This window comes from Chitinophaga sp. 01L420 (genome assembly GCF_056399985.1).
Genome location: NZ_JBFTSK010000028.1, coordinates 67,286 through 86,989, shown reverse-complemented (window position 1 = coordinate 86,989; position 19,704 = coordinate 67,286). Strand labels below are relative to the sequence as shown.

Genomic DNA, 19,704 nt, shown 5'->3' with positions numbered 1-19,704 from the left:
TATTATTTTGCCTGTATGAGAAGACTGTTTTTCCTCTTATTCCTATTGATAGCAAATAACTGTTTTGGGCAGATACATCTGAGCGGAAAGTCACCCACCGATAGTCTGGAAAACGTATTACTACGGGGCGGCTCAGACAGTATCCGGGTCAGGGCCAGTTTTGCATTGGCGGACTTCTGGACAGCGAAAGATACCCTCAAGGCCAGGAAATTCCTGGAGGACGGAGTGCCATACATAAAAAAACAGCCCTATTTACAGGCGCTGTATCATTATTACGATGGCCACCTGCTCTCTCAAAATCACCCGGATGAAAGCCAGGAAAAATACCTGCTGGCAGACACCCTGCTTAGCCGCTTTAAAACCCAGGAGGCCTACCTTTTCAGGGCCAAAGCCTGGTATGAGTACGGCAGACTACAGCAGCACAAGGATAACTATAAAGCATTCGCCGATATTATACTTAACAAATCCATTCCGCTCGCCCGGCAATCGGGCAGCCAGACACTGATCGGAAAAAACTACCTCGGACTTGCCATTATATTTAAAAATGCCGGCCAGTTCGACAAAGCGGAAACCTATTGTCAGCAAGCAATTGAGATATTAAAAACCGTTCCCCCACCCAGCCCCGAACTGATTGATGCCTATCATACCATTGCGGAAAACTATTCACTGGCCGGAAAAAATGTCAATGCCAGGGCGGCACTGGATAGCATGTATCCCCTGCTGAGCGCGTACCCCGACTCAGAGTACTATCTCGACTATTACAACGCGGAAGGTCTCTATTTTACCGTTAATGGCCAATTCAAAGATGCGCTGGCCAGTCTTGATAAAGGAATTGCCCTGGCGAAAAAACTTGGGCTGGATTATGAAGAACAACGGCTGCTGATGCAAAAATTCTACGCCTATTATAACGATAAAAGTTACCTGCCTGCTAAAGAGGTGCTAACCCACCTGATGAAGCAGAAGCTGATGATGGGCATAACCAGCAACCGGCTACAACTGTATTATGGTATGGCGGCGACTTACGAAGGACTCAAACAATGGGGTCCGGCATATGAGTGGATGAAGCGTTACAGTGAGCTCAGTGACAGCGTGTCTCAGAGCCAGTTAAAAAACGATGTGCACGCCCTTGAAATAAAATACAAGGATGCAGAGAAACAAAAAGAAATCAATGCACTGAAAGCCCGGCAGATACAGGAATCCCTGGCCGCCAAAAACACCAGGCTGTTGACCTGGTTGCTGGGATCTGCCAGTATCTTTTTGCTGGTGGTCCTTATATTTGCCCTCATCATTTACCGGAGCAACAAAAAACTGCTGGCACAGAAAGAACTCAGCTACCAGCAACATCTCCACGAAATAGAACAGCAACAACAGCTGCAATTCAGTCAGGCGGTGCTACAGGGAGAAGAACAGGAACGCCGGCGACTGGCCCGGGACCTGCACGATGGACTAGGTGGTATGCTGGCAGGTGCTAAAATAAATTTGTCTGCACAAATTGAAGATACCTTCTCCGTTGATCAACGCACCGAACTGGAAAAGATCACGCTACAGCTGGATAATTCTGTTACTGAGTTGCGCCGCATTGCGCATAATATGATGCCCGTTAACCTGCTCAAATTTGGCTTAACCACAGCCCTGAAAGATCTGTGTGAATCGCTGATGAGTGAAACCACCCATATTGATTTCCAGGCACTGGGTATAGAAGATACCCTTCGGGAAGAAGTACAGATCCATATCTACCGCATTGTACAGGAACTATTGGCCAACGCCATCCGTCATGCACATGCTACCAATATTATATTGCAATGCAGTCAGAATGATCAGCTCTTCTTTATTACCCAGGAAGATAATGGCAAAGGCTTCGATCCCAATACCACCGGCCCTGCAAAAGGTATTGGTTTGAGTAATATAAAAAACCGGGTAGGCTTCCTGAAAGGAAAAATTGACATAGATTCGGTACCGGATGAAGGAACTACCATAAATATTGAGCTACATGTTAACTAAAAATACAGCGCTTGCCATTGTTGACGACCACCCTATTGTACTGGAAGGCCTGCAAAGGCTGCTGGCAAACGTGAACGGCATAACTATCACAGGCTGCTTTACGACAGGATCGGCTTTTATTTCCTTCTTAGAGGAAAATAAAGTAGATATCCTTTTACTCGATATCACCCTGCCGGATGTAAATGGTATAGAGTTATGTAAAACCATAAAGGAGATGTCGCCCGCCACGCATGTGCTGGCGCTGAGTAACCATTCCGAACGCAGCATGATACTACAGATGCTTCAGAACGGCGCCACCGGTTACTTACTCAAAAACATCTCTTCTGAAGAATTAATTGCCTGCATTCACGAAGCCATGAGTGGCCTCATCACCTTCAGCAAAGCAGTCAGGGAAATTATGGCCCGTCCGTCTGTAGGTGAATTAAAAAGTACCCCCCAGCTCACCAAAAGGGAAAAGGAAATACTGTATTTAATAGCAGAAGGTCAAACCACGCCAGACATCGCACAACAACTGAATCTGAGTCCACTGACCGTAGAAACACATCGCAAAAACCTGATCCAGAAATTCCAGGTAAGAAATGTAGCCGCATTAATAAAAATGGCGAGTCAGCAAGGGCTGGTTTAACGCGCTTTTTTCGTCAGGTCGAGATCTGCCACTTCTACATCCCAATGCGCCAGCAACAATTCAAACCGATGCTTCTCCGCATTTTGAAAAGCTTCCTGGTCCGGATACAATGCTTTTACATAAGGGGCTGTCAGATTTTCATCAAAAGCCAGTGCCGCATTTTTAAAAACTACTGTCACACGAAAATCCCAGCGGGTATCTTCTCCACTATGCAGTCGGGGGCTGCTGGCGGTAATGCTGATCACATCTCCTTTTTCCTGGGCTTTTCTGAGTAATGGTAAGTGGTTGGCCTTCCATAAACTGATAAATTCAGCGGCGCTCCCCCACTTCACCCGGTAATAATCTTCTACTGCAAAGTATTCACTACTGGCGGATTTCTGCGCGAAGCCGGACTGGGAAATGGCGGCTAAAAAAGCACCCATAAAAAGTACTTTCAACATAAAACGGCGATAAGGAGCAGGTACGTTCATTTGTATTTTTTTGGGATGATAAGAATTCCTACTGCTGTTTATAACAGTTAAAAATGGTGGCGCTATTAATACTAGTGGGTATCTAACAGTAACGAATATACGATACTTCAACAACCAGAAAGTATCTCCGTCTGTTTAATAACTGCTTGTTTCCCGCAATACCACACCCATTAGTCCACTAAATATGTAGACAAATATATTCCGTTAATCCGGAAAAACAAATTTTGATTGCAGAAGCGCTGTAGGAGATACTATTTTTCAGGAATTGTTGTTGATTGCGCGTAATTCCCGGCCGGAAATGGCTTTGGTTTCCCAGGCCTTCTTAATTCTTAATAGCATAACGATATAAAAGATTTCCAATACGGCCCTTACTATACTTATTATTGCCACCGAAAAAGGCAATTTGAGAGATAAAACATTAATTAGGGAATAGCAATCGATTAATATACCAATCCCGGCTACTATTAACGTGAACAGAATGGCATGTTTCATTTCCAGTATGATAAAAATGTTTGCCAGAATTAGCAGGATAGGAAAGAAATCGCTAAAGGAAAAAAATGAGCCCAACCCAGTCAGAAAGCCTGTGTCTATTGCTGACTGATATTTTATGTAAAAGCAAAAACGGATAGTGAATGAGATCGCAGTGAACACTAAAAAAAGCCAGACAAGTACTTTCAAGCCAACCGGCATAAGCTCCCGACGGCGTAACTGTGTTCCTTGTATAAAATCCTGATCAAAAATCGAAGATGGATCCTGTTGCATAGTAAAATAATATAGGCATTCGGGTTAGCCAGGATAACAAAGCCGCTCCAACCAAACCAGTTAAGCGGCCTTACTGTATTTTCAACTGATTAATTCAACACATAAAATGCCAGCACCTTCTGCACATCGTACACATTCACTGACTTGTTAAACTGCTTTACTATGCTGGGTTGCAACTCGCTGGAGATCCAGATCTTCAGCTCCGCATCCAGATCAAAAGTACCCGCTGTTTCCACGCTGAATCTCGATATGCTTTTATACGTTACACTGCGGTATTCGGTTTTACTACCGGTGATGCCTTGCTTATCGATCAGTATTAAACGCTTATTCGTAAAAATAAACGTGTCCCTGATCAGTTTAAAACCGAGTTCAATGGTTTCTGAATCGATCAGCAGTTTACCATAATCTTTAATTAATTGTTCCTGGCTTACTTCGCCGGCATTGCCCAGTAGTCCTGAAAAGAATCCCATAATATAAGGTTGAGTTTAAATGCTACGGCGGCAAAGCTATGAAATATGTTCATTTTCCATATAAAAATCGAAATTATCAAGCTTATTCCAGTATCAGTTTGATTTCATTATTCCTTCGCATATCTGTACTGAGATTGAATGTTTTCGATTTACGGCCATAACGGATCCGTAGTTCAGCGGTGTTGGGCGGAATAGATCCCAGGTTGTCTGCGGTGAATAATAATATATTTTCTCCGGGTTGTAAATGAATCCGGATTTCCTGCATCACCGTTTTAACCGGAAAGCCGGTAACAATCCACTGCCCGTTAAGCGACAGGGAAATGCTGTCTCCATCCTGCACTTTAGTATCTCTCAGCTCTAATACAATTTCAGCGGTGTTGACGGGAATGCTGGCCACCGGAACGTTTTCACGGTGTATCACATTGGTGGTGGTGATGTTGGTTACAGGTCCCGGAACAATACCGGTACGCTTCCCATTAGCTGGATGATAGATATTGGCAACAAGAAAGGTTGCATAGGCATTCGACTGGTTACTGAAATTAAACTTGTATTCTTTGTTGTCGATAGTAGCTTGTAAAAGGCCCGTGTTAGGTGGCAGATGCCCGTAGTTGTCCGCGAAAAAAATGAACCGGTTGCTACCGGTATCCAACTTCACGTTCAGCCGCCGGTTATGATCATTTATTTGCTCCCGGGTAAAAATCGCCTTGCCATTATGCAGCAGGGTAACGGTATCTTTATCGTATTGCTCCTGGTCAATGATCTGCAGTGCAATGAGACTATCGTTTGATATAATGCTGTCGTACATGCCGAAGTATACCCGGTTATTTTCCGGATGCAGTATACGTTGCACGGTGGAATCTGCCATAGGCTTATTGCCGGCTTTGGTGAGGGTGGCCGCGCCACGGTACAGAAAATCACGTAATGCCACTTTAGACTGCTCGTAAATTTCATCATCCTCATCAAGCCCCCGCATCCAGATATCAAATTTATCTATCCACATGCGGTTCAAAGCGATCTTACCATCCTGGTAATCGAGGGTGCCATTAAGATACCACATCCAGATACCCAGTTTAAAAGGGGTTTGCTCCAGTGGATACTTGTTGCGCCCAATGCCCAGCTGCTGCTCATTTTTTTTGGCCAGCAACAGTTCATACCTGCCCCTGAATTCACCGTATTGAATTTTTATAGTAGCCGGATACAACATCCCGGCTTCGGGGGTACCAATATGCAGCTCCATCGTAATGGGGGAACCCACACCCCAGGGCTTAACGGCAGTCCGCCAAATGCCCGTCCATTTGTCCGTTTGGGCGGTGGCTATAGTAGCAGTAACGGTTAACAGGGCTAAGCAAAAAAAGAATTTGTTTTTCAACGCCGTAAGATATTGGTTCATCTTTCCCAATTTAATACTAAATATCTGTACAAACATGGCCTGCTTAAACAAAAGCATGCCGGTGAATGCTGCAGTAGAAATACAGGCCATTTTTGAGGCAGCGTAAGCGAGCCCGGAGATTGCTTATAATAAACTATTATGGTACTTTGAGTTCTTAACCCAACAACATGGAAAAGAAAAAGATTTCACTCAAACCGGTCGATACAAAAACCTGGAAAGATTTCGATACACTTTTCCAGGGTAAGGGAGGACCAAAGTTCTGTTGGTGCATGGTTTGGCGAGCCACTAAAGAAGAGCTTCAGCACAACAACCCCGAAAGCAAAAGAGGCTTTATGAAGGACCGCGTAAAGCAGGAGATCCCCATAGGATTGTTAGCCTATCAACAGGAGGAGCCGGTAGCCTGGTGTTCCATAGCACCCCGGGAAACTTATCAGCGCCTGGGAGGTGATGACACACTGGAAAAAGTTTGGTCGCTGGCATGTTTCTTCATTAAAAAAGACTACCGCAGCCAGGGCCTGGTGGAAAAATTAATTGCCGGTGCTAAAAAATACGCAAAGAAAAACGGCGGAAAATACCTGGAAGCTTATCCTGTTGAAACCGACTCTCCCAGCTATAAATTTATGGGTTTCATATCCTCTTTCGAAAAAGCAGGTTTTAGTTTTGTAAAGAAAGCCGGAACAAGAAGGCACGTGATGACCTGCAAACTTTAGCAACCCGCAGCAATGATCAGCGAAAATACTATCACTCCCCTTTTTATGGCCGCCTATCTTTGACAGCTGAGGCATCACGCCTACCATAAATTACGGAACAATGAAAAAACTACACCTGGCACTCTGGCTTTGTGCTACGCCTATTCTACTAAAGGCACAGGATATTTCCCTTAAAAATGATCGCATCTCCAGAACCTTGTCATTCGATGGCCATGTATGGCGCACTACCTCTTTTACAGATCTGCGGCAACATATCACGCTGGCCGTAAGAAGCGAGGAATTGAATATCCTCCCGATGAATACAGATACGGGTTATTCTATTGCAGACTTCACCGCTGTAAAGGCGCCCGTTACTTTCATCAGACAGGACACTTCCTTTATTGAAATCATGTATAAACCGGTAAAAGCCGTTGCCGCATTACCACAGGAACTGCTCATCCAATATTACCTGGTGAAGGGAGAAGCTTTTAACAGAAAAAAAATCACCCTCCATTATCAGCAACCGGCGACTATTGACAGACTGGAAGCAGAACGCTTTATCATCGATAAACCCGCAACCGGCGGAGGAAGAGGCGAACCTGTATTTGCAGATGGCAAATGGTTTTTCGGACTGGAATATCCTGCATCGTATACCCGTCACAGTGATGGTAACACACCCGCCAGTTATGCACGCTATTATGATAAAGTAGGTAACTACAGCTTCATAGACCTGGAAGGCAGAGACGTGGAACCGATGGCAGTAAAGGGTATGGTACGACTCATGCACTTCCCTGGCTATGCAGTGGCGCAAGGGAGTAACGGATATTATATTCATAGCAAAACAGCCGTGGTAGGTTGTGCTGAAGAACATTTGTCTGTGGAACAATCGTTCACACAGTACTTAGCTACTATGTGGAAAGCACCCCGCTCCTTCCTTCATTACAACAACTGGTTTGAGCCCCGGGCCAAAGACCTGAGCGGTGACGGCCTCCTCAACATATGGCGGGAATTTAAAACCGCAATCGCTCCCTATGGTATCAAAATGGATGCCCTGGTAGTAGATGACGGATGGCAGAAAAACAAGTCGATCTGGGAGCCTTCTGCCAAATATTTCCCCAATGGCCTGGCCGACATGAAAAAGCTCAGTACCAAATTGACCGAAGAAGGCACCGGCTTTGGCTTATGGCTGGCGATCAATGATTATAACAATGATATTTCCTGGGCTACTCAGCAGGGATATAAAGAAGCAACACCTAACACTTATTTTAAACAATATGGGAGATACCTGAGTTTATCTGCCACACCCAATAAAACAAAATTATTGCAGCAAATTCCGGAGATCATCCGGCAAACGAATGCCATTTATTATAAACATGATTTTAACGAATTGAGTGATCTGGGAGAAGGCAATAATCATCCGGCTACCGACCGCCATGGCCACGAAGCCAACCTGGATGCGGCCATAGACATTCTGTTGGCCACCAGGAAAGTGAATCCGGATATTTATCAGAACCTCACCAACTGGATCTGGTTTTCTCCTTACTGGCTGGTATATGCAGACTATCTCTGGATGTTGTCCGGTGATGACGGCACCAACCGGAACTGGCCGGAGCTGTCAACACGTGCAACTGCCAGCACCGACCGCGACACTTATATCTGGCGCATGTTTGGCAATCCGGCAGACCGGCCGTTGGTGCCTGTTTCCCGACTCATGACACATGGCGTGATCAAAACTTCTGATGGCCGCATGGAAAGCAAGGATGATACCTTGCAGGACTGGCTGGAATATGTACTGATGCATTATGGTCGCGGTACGCTTTTAAAAGAATGGTACATCTCTCCGGAGGTAATGTCTGCCGATGAATGGAAGGCCCTGTGTACGGTCGATAACTGGGCGGCGGCTCATCGCGGCGCATTGAATAATACGGTATTTGTTGGCGGTCGCCCGGATGAAGGTAACGCTTATGGCTATATGGGATGGGATGGCGACAAAGGAATACTGGTAGCGCGTAATACGCAGGCTAATCCACAGGAGCTCATTATTCCTTTTGACCGGTCGGTAAACTTCCCCGCCGCATTTGGCGAAAAGTACCATGCCACCGTCACTTTCCCATACCAGGACGTATATCCGCAGACGTTTGTTTCAGGAAAAACCATCCGCATTGTACTACCCGGTTACGCTACCATGACGTTGGAATTTGAGAAAGGAAAAGCCGGCAGCGGTATCCAATCTCCCGAAAAAATAAAATTTAATACCCAGCGTAATACAACCATCCTTCAGATTCCCGCAGATATAAACGGCCGCTGTGAGTTGCTATTAACCGGTTATCCAGCGATTCCATCCATAAAAATAAATGGTGATACGGTAACGGTTAAACGCCGTAATACAGCTGCGATTAATCAATTTTCTTCTTATGCTACCATAGGTATGCCGAGCAGCAAAGCACGCGACTGGAATATGGTATCTATAGACCTTCTGCCCTATGCGGGGAAAACCATAACGATTACCTACAGTAAAACGAGTGGCTTTGAGAGTCATTTGTTGGCAGAACGCCGCGTGGCAGCACCAGCAGCAAAAGAAGGGAAGGGACAGCTGTGGCCTGTTACCAATGGTAGCAGAAGACAAACCATTCAACTGTTTTAATAAGCATTCACCATAAAAAAAACCTTGTAGCATCATTGGCTACAAGGTTTTCTATCTATCAGACAGCGATTATTATTTTATCTTCTTACCTACTCTGCCTTCCATCCCGGCAATCATGTTAATACATTCTTCCAAACGGGAAAAACACACACTGCCATCCAGGGCCAGGTCTTTTTTAGTGACCTCCATGCCGCCTAAAAAGGCTTCCAGGTACGACAGGTAGCGCCCCGGCTCATCATACAGTATTTTATAAATCTGATCATTTAACTTGTCTCCTTCCTGCTGCACAGACTCACTCACGAGGTCATTCACCTCCCGCATGCCCTGCATTACTTTGCTCATTCTCTCTTTCAGCTGTTCCAGGTTATTCGGATCCTTTTTGCCGGGAGCAATGTTATTCCTGAACAAACTGTCTGACAACGTCTTTCGCGTTTTCTTATAAACGGTCAGGTCCAGCTTCAGTGTTTCCAGCCGTTGTTTTAACTGTTCGGCTTTTTCACTGGAATAAGGTTTATCGATATCATTATTCAGGTGTTTGACCCAGGTGAGCAAGCCAAAAGTAATATCCGTTACCATCGGATTACTGGTTTGCCCAAACGTAGCTGTAGCAAGGGTTAGCAAAAAAAAGAACAATGAACCGGATAATATTTTCCTACCAACCATTTTTATATTCTTTGAAAGGTAAATGACGAAGTATGTTACCGGCAGCCACTTTGTAAAAGTGGCTGCTGCGGGTGATTGAAAATACACAATTTATAAGAGAGATGAAAATATAGCCTTACAACGGAATGGCAATTGGACGCAGCGGCGCTCCACTGGCGCCGCGCAGCTTCAACGGCAGCCCAATAAATAAAAACTCCTTCATTTTTGCGGCCGACAGCTCTTCGAGGTATACCAGCTCAATGAACATGATACCTTTTTGTGCCAGCAGGTAAGTATGTACCGGCAGCCAGTTGGTGCTGTCAGCGGAAGGCATCACTTCCAGGCCGAGATTATCGGCGCCGAGAGTCATAACACCTTTGGTTTCTACCAGCCATTTCACGGCCTCCAGGCTCATGCCCGGACTGCTGCCCATGAATTTAGCCTTGTCGCTATAAAAATATTTCATGAGACCTGTTCTGATAAAAACGATATCGCCTTTGTTAATTTGAAGGTGTTGCGCTGTAATCAGCTGTTGCAATTCTTTTAGTGTGATGACGTAATTACCTGGTAACACCTCCACTCCTTTATAAGCCGGCACATCTATGAGTACTGCTTTACCGATGATCGGCGGAATCTTTTCCGCACCGGATTTATTCCAGCCGCGGTCACTGAGATGTTCATCTGCGGCGTAGCCGTTCCAGATCTTCCCATGCAAACCGAAGTGGGAAAGGGCATCTATATGCGTGCCTGTATGTGTGTACAGGGAGATGGCGTCGCCGGTATAGCTTACCTTCTTATTCATATCACTGCCCTGTTGGGTAAGGTCGCCCACAACGGTGCCCCGGGGCGTATGCGTGAGCCAGTATTGATAAGGCGGGTCTCCTAATTCAGTAAAGCCGGGCATGCCAATAAAATATTCCACGCCCAGATCATAAACCTTGCCTGTTCTCAGTTTAGAGAACAGCGCCAGGTTGGCGCTGTCGCTCATCATGTGCAGCGATCCTATTTCGTCTGATGCTCCCCAGGGGCTGCTGCCTGCCTGTTCCGTTGCTTTGTGCTGTCCTGTGGCGGCGATGCCTCCTGCCAGGGAGATCACCAGTAATACCAGCTTATGCCAGCCTATCCTGTTCCATGCGTTCATGTTGCTACAATTTTAGTGTTGATGTATAATTATTGAATGATCATTCAAGTAATAGGTAAAAAAAATCAGCTGCTTAGGCTGCTGATTAATTGTTCCAGCGCTGTATTGACCAGCTTTCTGTCGTTATACAAAATATCCATTTGCCAAAGGCCGTTATATCCCATGTACAGGAACCTCGCCAGGTCTCTAGGATCCTTATCCGCCGCTATTTCCCCGGCTTGCTGCGCTTTTTCCAGCAGTCCTTCGAATACAGCGATGATGCCGTTGGCCTGTGCCGTAATGATAGCATGTACCTCTTTATTTTTACGGCCCAGTTCAAAACAGGATTTCACCACCAGGCACGCTTTCCCATCTTTCAGAATGGCAGCAGCACCTTTTCGGAGCATATTTTCCAGCACTTCCAGCGGTGCTCCTGTCAGCTGTCCCCCTTCCTCGAATGCTGACAGTTTTTCGGCAGAATACCTTTTCAGGCATTCCAGGAAAAGTTGTTCCTTACCGCCAAAGGTGTCATAGATACTGCCAGGGTTCAGCTTCATCGCCACTACCAGGTCTTTCATGGAAGTAGCATTATACCCTTTCGCCCAGAAAAGCTGCTTGGCTTTCTCCAGCCTTTCCTCCGGATCAAATTCTTTTAGTCTGGCCATAATACACCAAAGGTATTTATTTTTGAACAAGTATTCAACAATTATTAAAATATTGTCAAAAGCATTTCCAACATTCTTTCTTGTCGTGTACAAATACTTCCTATATTTAACCGGCCCGATTTTTATTATTGCATCGAATACATAAACCGATCACTGTCATGAAAATAGCCACGTATAACGTTAACGGCGTCAACGGACGTCTCCCTGTATTGCTTCGCTGGCTGGAGGAAACCGCACCAGACGTTGCCTGTTTACAGGAACTGAAAGCACCCCAGGAAAAATTTCCCGAGCAGGCCATACTGGATGCCGGCTACCACGCCATCTGGCATGGGCAAAAAAGCTGGAATGGAGTCGCTATTCTATCGCGCAGCGCTGAAATAAAAGAGATCCGGCGGGTACTCCCCGGTGATCCGGAAGATAGCCACAGCCGCTATATAGAAGCAGTGATCAATGGTATCGTGATTGGTTGTCTTTATTTACCAAATGGCAATCCCGCACCAGGTCCAAAATTCGACTACAAACTAAACTGGTTTAAACGCCTCACCGAACATGCCCTGTCACTGATGGCACAAAATATTCCGGTGATCCTCACTGGCGACTTTAACGTAATGCCTACGGAACTCGATGTATACAAGCCTGAACGCTGGGTAAATGATGCGTTGTTCCGGCCGGAAACCCGGGCCGCCTTCCATGAGCTGGTAGCACAGGGCTGGACAGACGCCATCCGGAAACTGCATCCGACTGATAAAATCTATACTTTCTGGGATTATTTCCGCGATGCTTATGGTCGTGATGCAGGTTTACGCATAGATCATTTCCTGCTCAGTCCTGCAGTGGCGCCCCGTCTCGTGGCGGCCGGTGTCGACAGGAATGTACGCGGCTGGGAAAAGAGCAGTGATCACGGACCTGTATGGATAGAGCTGAAAGACCAGGCATAAAATAAGGGGAATAAGCACACGACGCTCATTCCCCTTTTAGTATAAGAAAAACCAGCCCCTGGCAAGTGGGGCTGGTTGACTGGTTTGTTTATCTCTAGTACCCGTGATAATGATGATGATAATAATGAGGACGGGAATGATAATATCCAGGTCTGTCGCGGACAACAAGACAACTGCTTAATCCGGATATCAATACTGCTGTGATGATCAAATATTTTAACATTTTCATGATTGTCAGGTTTGAATGTACGTGATGAATCAATGGAAGTTAAGCATCTGCAGGCTGTTTAATCTTCGTTTGCTGATATAGTAAATGATAAAACTGTGCCAGACTGTTGCGGCAACTGTTATCTAGTGTTAACGTATCCTTTCTCCTCTTCAAATGGGCTGTGAAGGCGCTCCTTGCCATCATCCATTAATTTCTTATTATTGCAGAATGACCTTTTCAGAAGCGCTGATGACTGCAGCACGCCGTTATTGTATGGAACACCGGACCTATTGGATGACCAGGTATGCAAACGAACGCACCGGCCAGGATTTCCCGGTGTATACTTATTCCGATAAGGATTACGATTTATTTCCACGCTATAATATGCTGGCCGCCATCCTGGGAGAATTAGAAATGCTGGTAGGTAAACCAGGCGTTTCCCGCAACACATTAGCACAGCTGGGCCTTTCTGCCCAACTTCCGTTTAATGACACTGAAGAACATCCCATTGAAAAAGCAGCCATGCAGCAGGAGCGGGAAAAATTCGTTCACTTTATACAAACAATTACACAGGAGGCACTGGATCAAACCGCACCACTACCCCACCGCAGACGTTTGGACGCCGCAGAAAAAGAGGTGGTTGATCAACAATTACTGGAGCGCTGGAATTATGACGGTGACTATTGGGATCCGATCGTTGACAAGTGCCATACGGAGCTATTATATCTTGCTAAAGCCAACATCACAAAAGAAGACTACCAGGCCATTATCGGCTTTATTGGCGGGTATGCTGCCACCTACTTACTGGAAGCAACAGAGGAAGGCGTTATTACGGAGATAGCCGTTGATGAATTTCACCCCGACTGCTACGAAACAGCCTATTGTGATTACCAGTATAAGTGGATTATTTATGGCTCACATGAATCAACCATTACTTTTGCCGGTGAGCAACTACTCGTATTTATCAGGCAACTTTTTGAAGGACGGGAAAATTTGTTGCAGCAACAACCGCTTACATAAAAAAGCAAACGCCCCAAAGTAATTTCCGGGGCGTTTGCTTTTTATGTATAGTCCCTCTAATGTGAGGCTGGGTGCAACTTATAGAAATCTACACCATTGGCATAATCACTATAACCTTTGCAATAATAAACAGCATTTGTTTTATCCTGTCCTATCAGCGCCGAATTGGTAAAATCAACCCATTTGGCTTTGCCGGTCAGCTTATCCTGCCCGACCGCAGCAATATTAATCGCATTTTCCACGCCGGCATAACAATACACTCCTAATGACGGGATATCGAAACTATACAAAGAACCGCCTACTACCGCCAGGATAGCACCATCTGATTGCGGCATTACATTATTGAAAAAATAAGAGAAACTTGACCAGTCTACAGGAAGTACTAAGGTACCGGCATATTTGGTTTCCGGAATAGTATCAAATGACCTGAAAGCAAAGAGGCCATAGGGAGACTTTACAGAAGCGATTACATTTTCCTGTTGCACATCATACTGTAAGGTGTTGGTACGGAAGTCAGCAAAATTAGCGAAGCCAAACAAATACCGGCCCGATGGATCCAGCAGATACATACTTGAAACAACGTGTTCACCGGGAGTTGGATACGCAGGTACGTAGTCAGGAAAATAAGGAGCACTCATCATCGCTTTTACTTTTCCGCCAACATCCAGCCGGCAAATCATCATCAGGTTATTTCCAAACGCTTCTGAACTTGCCTTCCCGTTACTGATGCCCGATTCCCAGTCAGCATGTCCGAAGTCCATATCTCCCGGCGCATAATAGTTGGTATAATAAAGATTGTTTTCTACGTCTGTATTAAGAAACATAGCAACTATCTTCAAATGGTCAACACTTCCCTGATAAGGGCTACCATCTTCTCTCACAGGAGCTCTTCCTTTCAGCACCAGGCTGCGGTTGATAGTAGTAATAGTCCTGGTAGCTACCTCCATTTTGCATAGGCGGAAAATATAGTTGGTGACGGTATCAACAGAAGGTTCTGTATCTTCCATAGAAAAAAACAAGGTACTTCCATCAAAGGAAACAGCGCTACCCAGGATCTGTTTCAATGTAAAGGCATCCCCTTTATCATCTTTCAACTGATCACCGGCTTTCAGTACATTAGTCACCTGCCCGCCCGTTACTTCGTTTATACCCAGTTTGTTGTCGAACCAGATATTGCCTGTCTTATCACAATGGACACTGCGCACCAGGGCATACCCCTTGCTGCTGAAAACATTGGCATAGGCGGGCAACCAATGCGCCAACTTCTCCACCACCAGCGTGGTATCTGTTTTACCGGCTGTTGCTGCAAACTCCTGCACTGCTACAGGTATTCCACTGATACTCACCCCATTGGCAGTAATCGTTACCGGCCTGTTAAGACCCACCCCCATCTCTTTGGTAACAATAAAGCGTACTACATCCATTTTTTCCAGCGGAATGCCATAGGTGGTGTATTGCTTATTGGGATCTACCTCAAAATTATCTACCAGCCTGGCCAGTACGCCACCTATACGGATTTCACTACCCGGTTGACCGGAGAATAACTTCCCAATCAGGATGGCGGTATCTCCTACTACCATTACAGATGGATATTTCCATTCGTATATGCCATACTTTCCACCAAGCGGATATTCATCTGCCAGCCATGGCTGTGATTCTACCAGGGTTTTATGTTCATCCACTTTACGACAGGCGTTTGCAAGGAAAAGTAAAATGATCAGAGAAAGTGCCCATCGGGTATTCCAATATATATTGTTCATCTTCTTTATTATTTAGAAGTTTTTCAATGCTGTAACAGCAAAATTTGTTTGTAAAGAAACTGTACCGCCGGTACGAGGATCTATATAAGACGCAGGGCGGTTTTCCGGGTATCCGGTCAGCAATAGCGTATAGGCATGACCGGGAATAACTCCAACGGTTACACGCGACAACTCCTGTGTACTATCACTTACGGAAAATACTTTTACAGTGAAATTACCCGGCTGGCTTAAATTAAACGGAACAAAGACCGTATGATCCCCATAATGGGTGGACGCCGGTAATTCAGCAGGAATATTTTTATTAATCGTAATAAACAACTGTCCATCGGCAGGGCTCATATTAATCAACCTTACACCTACCTGTCCCGCTACCGGCGTAAAATTATCTGTCAACACCAATGAGCGGAAATCTCCGCAACTATCTGCATAAATAACGGTAGACGGATGTGCTTCTTCTACCGTTATCTGACTGGTATTGATAATAAAGCCTCCGGTATCCACCAGGTTCAGCGTATGCTTTCCTGCGTCTACCTTCCAGTAACCAGGCCATTGCAGCGTGATATCAGGACAGGAGTTAATATACCGGGAATTAAAATAAGGATACTTTGATATCTGGATGGAGTCCATCCGATAAGTACTGTCACGGCTATCTACCAATATATAATTGGTATGTCCCCGCAGGGCTTCTCCGAGGAGCGCCAGAGAACCATTGTAAAAAAAGACGTTGCCGGAAGGAGGCACTGGCAGCGGATCTACTTGTTTATTACAAGCCAGCATCCCCATGCCTGCTAACAGGAACAATGATATATAACATTTGGAAAATATTTTCCGGATAGAAGCGATCATTATAATTTTTTTTTAGAAAGAATAAGTAAACTGTAACAGCCAGTATCTCCCGGGCTTATATTTGGTGTAGATATTATCCCCTTTCAATAGTGGTATACCAGTAGGCTGTTTTTCCGGTTTCTCCGCATCATACTGTTGGTTAAAATTCTGATCTTCCACAATGCGGTAGCTTTGATCCAGCAGATTCTGTACACTGAATTTTACCTGTAAGGATTTAATGATACGTTGGGTAACGGCCAGGTCCAGCAGGTGCATGGGCAGCTGCAGTAAGTCAGGACGGATATAGCTATCCGTTATCAGCGTATCTTCTTTTGTGCGCTGACTCTTCGCGTAAATACGTGGACCGCTTACATTATACACCACTCCGATTTTAGTACCCCAGGAAGGGTTTTCATAAAACAGGCCCGCATTGACTACGTATGGGGACTGTCCCTGTAAAGGTTCTCCCTTCTTTTGGATACTGTCTATAACATACACCATATTGAATCCGTGGGTAACGGTCCTGCTTTTTATCAGTGAACCATTCAGCACCACAGAGAGATGACGGAACAGGTTGCCGGGGATAAAAGAAAGGCTCTTTTTTATTTCTGCTTCTACGCCATATATATCAGCGCTGACAGAATTAATATAACTGATATTGGAAAAGTTTAAGAAAGAAGCATAATCAGAAGCGGTAGTTTCCCTGCGCATCCGCTCAATAGGGTTTTGCAGATGCTTATAAAAAAAGCCCACATTCAATACTTCGCTTTTGTTGCCCTTTGGATATAATTCTCCCCGCAGATCATAGTTATCAATGATCGCTGTAACGATATCCGGGTTACCTTGTATGGTTTCATTATTCTGGAAATCAAAATCATTATAAGGGGTTAACTCCCGGAAATCCGGCCGGTTAACCGTACGGCCATAACTACCGCGTATCACAAATGCATCACTGGGGAGATAACTGATATTAACAGAAGGCAATATCACCGTCTTTGCACGGTTTACATAAATAGGCTGCAAACTGGTAGGTCCGTTCAGTCCTAATCTTGCACCAGATAACCGTTGGAGGTCATACTCTGCACGCACGCCTACGTTGAGCACAAGCTTTTCTGCCGCTGTTTTCCAGTCACCCATCAGGTAAAATGCATGATACTGCTCACTGGCTGTATAGGCATCCACAGGGCTGGTAGCATCATACACCCCCAAACCGGTGTTGTCATCTTTAAGGTAAGTGGGGCTCCATACTTTGGCAAGATCCTGTTGACTGTAACGAAGTAAGTTGGGGTTAATGTTCCCGTGATCATTATACCATCCCATGTCATCAGAACCTATCGGTGCAAATTGATCATTGGTGAGCCCCGCTCTGTTTACCCGAAAAAACCGGCGGCCTACCTGTCTTAATTTAAAAATATTATAGGTACCTGCTTTCAGCGAAAAATCCGGATCAATATGAAAAGTATAATCTACAGCACCATTGTATACCTGTTCCAGGTTCTTTATATACAAACGACTGATCATTCCCAGGTAGCCGGTGTATACCGCTCTCCAGGAAGTATCCTGTGCCTGTGATTCATCATGGAGATGAATAATACGCTGATCCGGCAAATTTTGCAAATCATAAGTATATCCCAGGTTCCATTCCAGCTCGTGCTGTTTATTATTTCCGAGGAGATGTGATCCCCCGAGATTACCTGCATATAGCATCCGTTGCTGAAAGGAAAGAACAATATCGCGGGTGCGCACTTCATTGATCACGAGGCCAATACCTCTGGGTTGGTTAGGACGAATAGTGTTGACGGAGGTAAAACGGCGGCCATCATTTACAAAGAAATTCCGAAGCACTATTTTATTCCGGTCGTTCAATGCGAGGGTAAGATTTTCCAGGATATTAATTTTAGCATTCTCGGAAGATTGCTGACCGTTTGCAATCTTATTATTGTCTACTACACTACCACCTGCTGTGGATGTTCCTCTACCGGTGCTTGGTGCATCCGTGTTTCCTTTTTGCCGGTATATGTCATACCCCGCTGTTTCCTTTGTGTAGGTGATGGCGGTGAGGTCATACAATTTTGCTTTACCAAGTTTCCAGCTGTTATAGTAGTTGGCGAAGACCTGCATGTCCGGCAAGGTATAGCGGGTGCCATAATCCAGCACCGGTGACATTGCTTTCAGCCATTCAGACTGACTTACATTAGTGACCTGCCGGTTACTTTCAAAAATGCCGGGAGAGAAAGAAGGCAATTTACGCGTACCATCATCAAATCCCAATGCATCATATTTTCCACCGTTATAACTGATACTGTTTTTGAGGGTAGCGCCTTCCCGGTGTGCCACCTGTATCCCCATATCAAAATGCTTCACCGGCATTGCATTCTTCGTGTATATTTTTATGGCGGCACCTGCGTAATCTGCCACCAGGTCGGCCACCGGAGATTTATACACCAGTATTTTATCTATTACACTGCTGGGCAGCAGGTCATAAGCAAAAGCTTTGTTGTATAATTCTGTGGAGGGCGCAATACTGCCATTCAGAAAGGTAAGATTATAGCGCTCATTCATACCGCGTACTACAATAAAACGATCGTCTACCACCGTTACACCGGAAATCCTTTTTACTATTTCAGCGGCATTCCTATCGGGTGTTTTCGCGATCAGTTCATTGGAGATACCTGATACCACACCGGTTGAATGGCGGATTTCATCCAGCAGCTGTGCTTCTGTGCTGTGGGTAACGGATTTCACCTTACGTGGACCAGCATCTATCACCACTTCTTTGAGTGCGCCACCACTTTGCATTTTCACATCATAAACCACCTGTTTATCGCTTTCAATGTTTATGTTGGCAATTACATTTCGTTGATAGCCAATAAAAGTAATGACCGCTGTGTATTTACCGGGCGTAATATTGGGCAGTTGATAAAAGCCCCTGTTGTCGGTAATAATACCGATGGTAGTACCTTCCAGCTTTACCGTAGCACCCGGCAGGGGAGCTGATGTTTCAAAATCCACCACGCGGCCTTTTAACGTACCGGCGCGCTGCTGACGTCCTGCTTTTACAGCGATGGTATTTCCACTTATTTCATACGCCATCCCGGTGCTGCGCGAAATATCTGCCAATACGCTTTTCAACGGTATGCCCTTCCAGGTGGCAGTGGGCATTTTTACACTGCTGAGCGATGCTTTGTCATAACTAAATGTAAAGTCGCTCTGCCGGTCAATTTCCGCAATCACTACTGCCAGGGTAGTGTTATTAAAAGAAAGGGTAACGGGCATATTCCATGCCGGCGATTGCGCGCGGGCATATCCCGTCATCAGCATCCATAGCACACACACTGCTAACCAACATTTTCTTGTCAGCCGGTTTGGTTTGCTTTTTGTAAATTTGTTCATAAGTAATCTTTAAAAACAATTGTTTTTGGTGTCCGGCCTGCCAGCCGGACATTTTTTATACCATCAATAAATAAAAACAAGT

At 45.2% G+C, this 19,704-nt stretch carries 16 protein-coding genes; 6 read left to right on the top strand and 10 right to left on the bottom strand.

The window, feature by feature from the left end; genetic code table 11:
- The first annotated feature begins 15 nt into the window (after nt 1–15).
- Together AC1DP6_RS23720 and AC1DP6_RS23715 are read left to right on the top strand one after the other, a co-directional pair.
- Complete coding sequence (locus AC1DP6_RS23720) at nt 16–2,001, top strand: tetratricopeptide repeat-containing sensor histidine kinase (protein WP_477057054.1); 1,986 nt, start codon at nt 16–18, stop codon at nt 1,999–2,001.
- Nucleotides 1,991–2,626, top strand: coding sequence for a response regulator transcription factor (locus AC1DP6_RS23715; RefSeq protein WP_477057053.1), 636 nt, complete (start codon nt 1,991–1,993; stop codon nt 2,624–2,626). Before AC1DP6_RS23720 ends, AC1DP6_RS23715 begins: the two co-directional genes overlap by 11 nt.
- Here AC1DP6_RS23715 and AC1DP6_RS23710 read toward each other — a convergent pair.
- The 4 genes from AC1DP6_RS23710 to AC1DP6_RS23695 all read right to left on the bottom strand — a co-directional run bounded on the left by AC1DP6_RS23710 (nt 2,623) and on the right by AC1DP6_RS23695 (nt 5,718).
- Nucleotides 2,623–3,096 (bottom strand): EthD domain-containing protein, encoded by a 474-nt coding sequence (locus AC1DP6_RS23710; protein WP_477057052.1) that lies wholly within the window; start codon nt 3,094–3,096, stop codon nt 2,623–2,625. The genes AC1DP6_RS23715 and AC1DP6_RS23710 overlap by 4 nt on opposite strands.
- Nucleotides 3,097–3,354: 258 nt before the next feature.
- The gene (locus tag AC1DP6_RS23705; protein WP_477057051.1) at nt 3,355–3,858 is read right to left on the bottom strand and encodes a hypothetical protein; all 504 of its coding nucleotides are present in this window, start codon (nt 3,856–3,858) and stop codon (nt 3,355–3,357) included.
- An 89-nt stretch (nt 3,859–3,947) separates the two neighbouring features.
- The gene (locus AC1DP6_RS23700) at nt 3,948–4,328 is read right to left on the bottom strand and encodes a PH domain-containing protein (protein WP_441576845.1); all 381 of its coding nucleotides are present in this window, start codon (nt 4,326–4,328) and stop codon (nt 3,948–3,950) included.
- Between the two features lie 82 nt (nt 4,329–4,410).
- A complete protein-coding gene (locus AC1DP6_RS23695) occupies nt 4,411–5,718 on the bottom strand; it encodes a hypothetical protein (RefSeq protein ID WP_477057050.1) in 1,308 nt (435 codons plus the stop codon).
- 167 nt (nt 5,719–5,885) lie between these two features.
- On the opposite strand from AC1DP6_RS23695, the gene AC1DP6_RS23690 reads away from it, so the two are divergent.
- Complete coding sequence (locus AC1DP6_RS23690; RefSeq protein WP_477057049.1) at nt 5,886–6,428, top strand: GNAT family N-acetyltransferase; 543 nt, start codon at nt 5,886–5,888, stop codon at nt 6,426–6,428.
- A 100-nt stretch (nt 6,429–6,528) separates the two neighbouring features.
- The gene (locus AC1DP6_RS23685) at nt 6,529–9,051 is read left to right on the top strand and encodes an alpha-amylase family protein (protein ID WP_477057048.1); all 2,523 of its coding nucleotides are present in this window, start codon (nt 6,529–6,531) and stop codon (nt 9,049–9,051) included.
- 72 nt (nt 9,052–9,123) lie between these two features.
- Here the strand turns inward: AC1DP6_RS23685 and AC1DP6_RS23680 are convergent, their stop codons facing one another.
- The 3 genes from AC1DP6_RS23680 to AC1DP6_RS23670 form a co-directional block, all read right to left on the bottom strand.
- A complete protein-coding gene (locus AC1DP6_RS23680) occupies nt 9,124–9,714 on the bottom strand; it encodes a hypothetical protein (protein WP_477057047.1) in 591 nt (196 codons plus the stop codon).
- Nucleotides 9,715–9,829: 115 nt separating this feature from the next.
- Nucleotides 9,830–10,834, bottom strand: coding sequence for a cyclase family protein (locus tag AC1DP6_RS23675; RefSeq protein ID WP_477057046.1), 1,005 nt, complete (start codon nt 10,832–10,834; stop codon nt 9,830–9,832).
- A 65-nt stretch (nt 10,835–10,899) separates the two neighbouring features.
- Nucleotides 10,900–11,478: a TetR/AcrR family transcriptional regulator gene (locus tag AC1DP6_RS23670; RefSeq protein ID WP_477057045.1), complete on the bottom strand. Its 579-nt coding sequence runs from the start codon at nt 11,476–11,478 to the stop codon at nt 10,900–10,902.
- 158 nt (nt 11,479–11,636) lie between these two features.
- Here AC1DP6_RS23670 and xth point away from each other — a divergent pair, with 158 nt between their 5' ends.
- Together xth and AC1DP6_RS23660 are read left to right on the top strand one after the other, a co-directional pair.
- Entirely contained in the window at nt 11,637–12,416 is a 780-nt protein-coding gene (gene xth, locus AC1DP6_RS23665; RefSeq protein ID WP_477027525.1) for an exodeoxyribonuclease III, read from the top strand.
- Nucleotides 12,417–12,852: 436 nt separating this feature from the next.
- The gene (locus AC1DP6_RS23660) at nt 12,853–13,644 is read left to right on the top strand and encodes a hypothetical protein (RefSeq protein ID WP_477057044.1); all 792 of its coding nucleotides are present in this window, start codon (nt 12,853–12,855) and stop codon (nt 13,642–13,644) included.
- 56 nt (nt 13,645–13,700) lie between these two features.
- Here the strand turns inward: AC1DP6_RS23660 and AC1DP6_RS23655 are convergent, their stop codons facing one another.
- Genes AC1DP6_RS23655 through AC1DP6_RS23645 form a run of 3 tightly spaced genes read right to left on the bottom strand, consistent with a single transcriptional unit; the run spans nt 13,701 to nt 19,622 of the window.
- Nucleotides 13,701–15,404 (bottom strand): hypothetical protein, encoded by a 1,704-nt coding sequence (locus AC1DP6_RS23655; protein ID WP_477057043.1) that lies wholly within the window; start codon nt 15,402–15,404, stop codon nt 13,701–13,703.
- A gap of 12 nt (nt 15,405–15,416) precedes the next feature.
- The gene (locus AC1DP6_RS23650; protein WP_477057042.1) at nt 15,417–16,250 is read right to left on the bottom strand and encodes a DUF4397 domain-containing protein; all 834 of its coding nucleotides are present in this window, start codon (nt 16,248–16,250) and stop codon (nt 15,417–15,419) included.
- Between the two features lie 12 nt (nt 16,251–16,262).
- Nucleotides 16,263–19,622 carry a TonB-dependent receptor domain-containing protein gene (locus AC1DP6_RS23645; RefSeq protein ID WP_477057041.1) on the bottom strand — a complete coding sequence of 1,120 codons (3,360 nt, stop codon included), beginning with the start codon at nt 19,620–19,622 and terminating at the stop codon, nt 16,263–16,265.
- Nucleotides 19,623–19,704 lie beyond the last annotated feature (82 nt).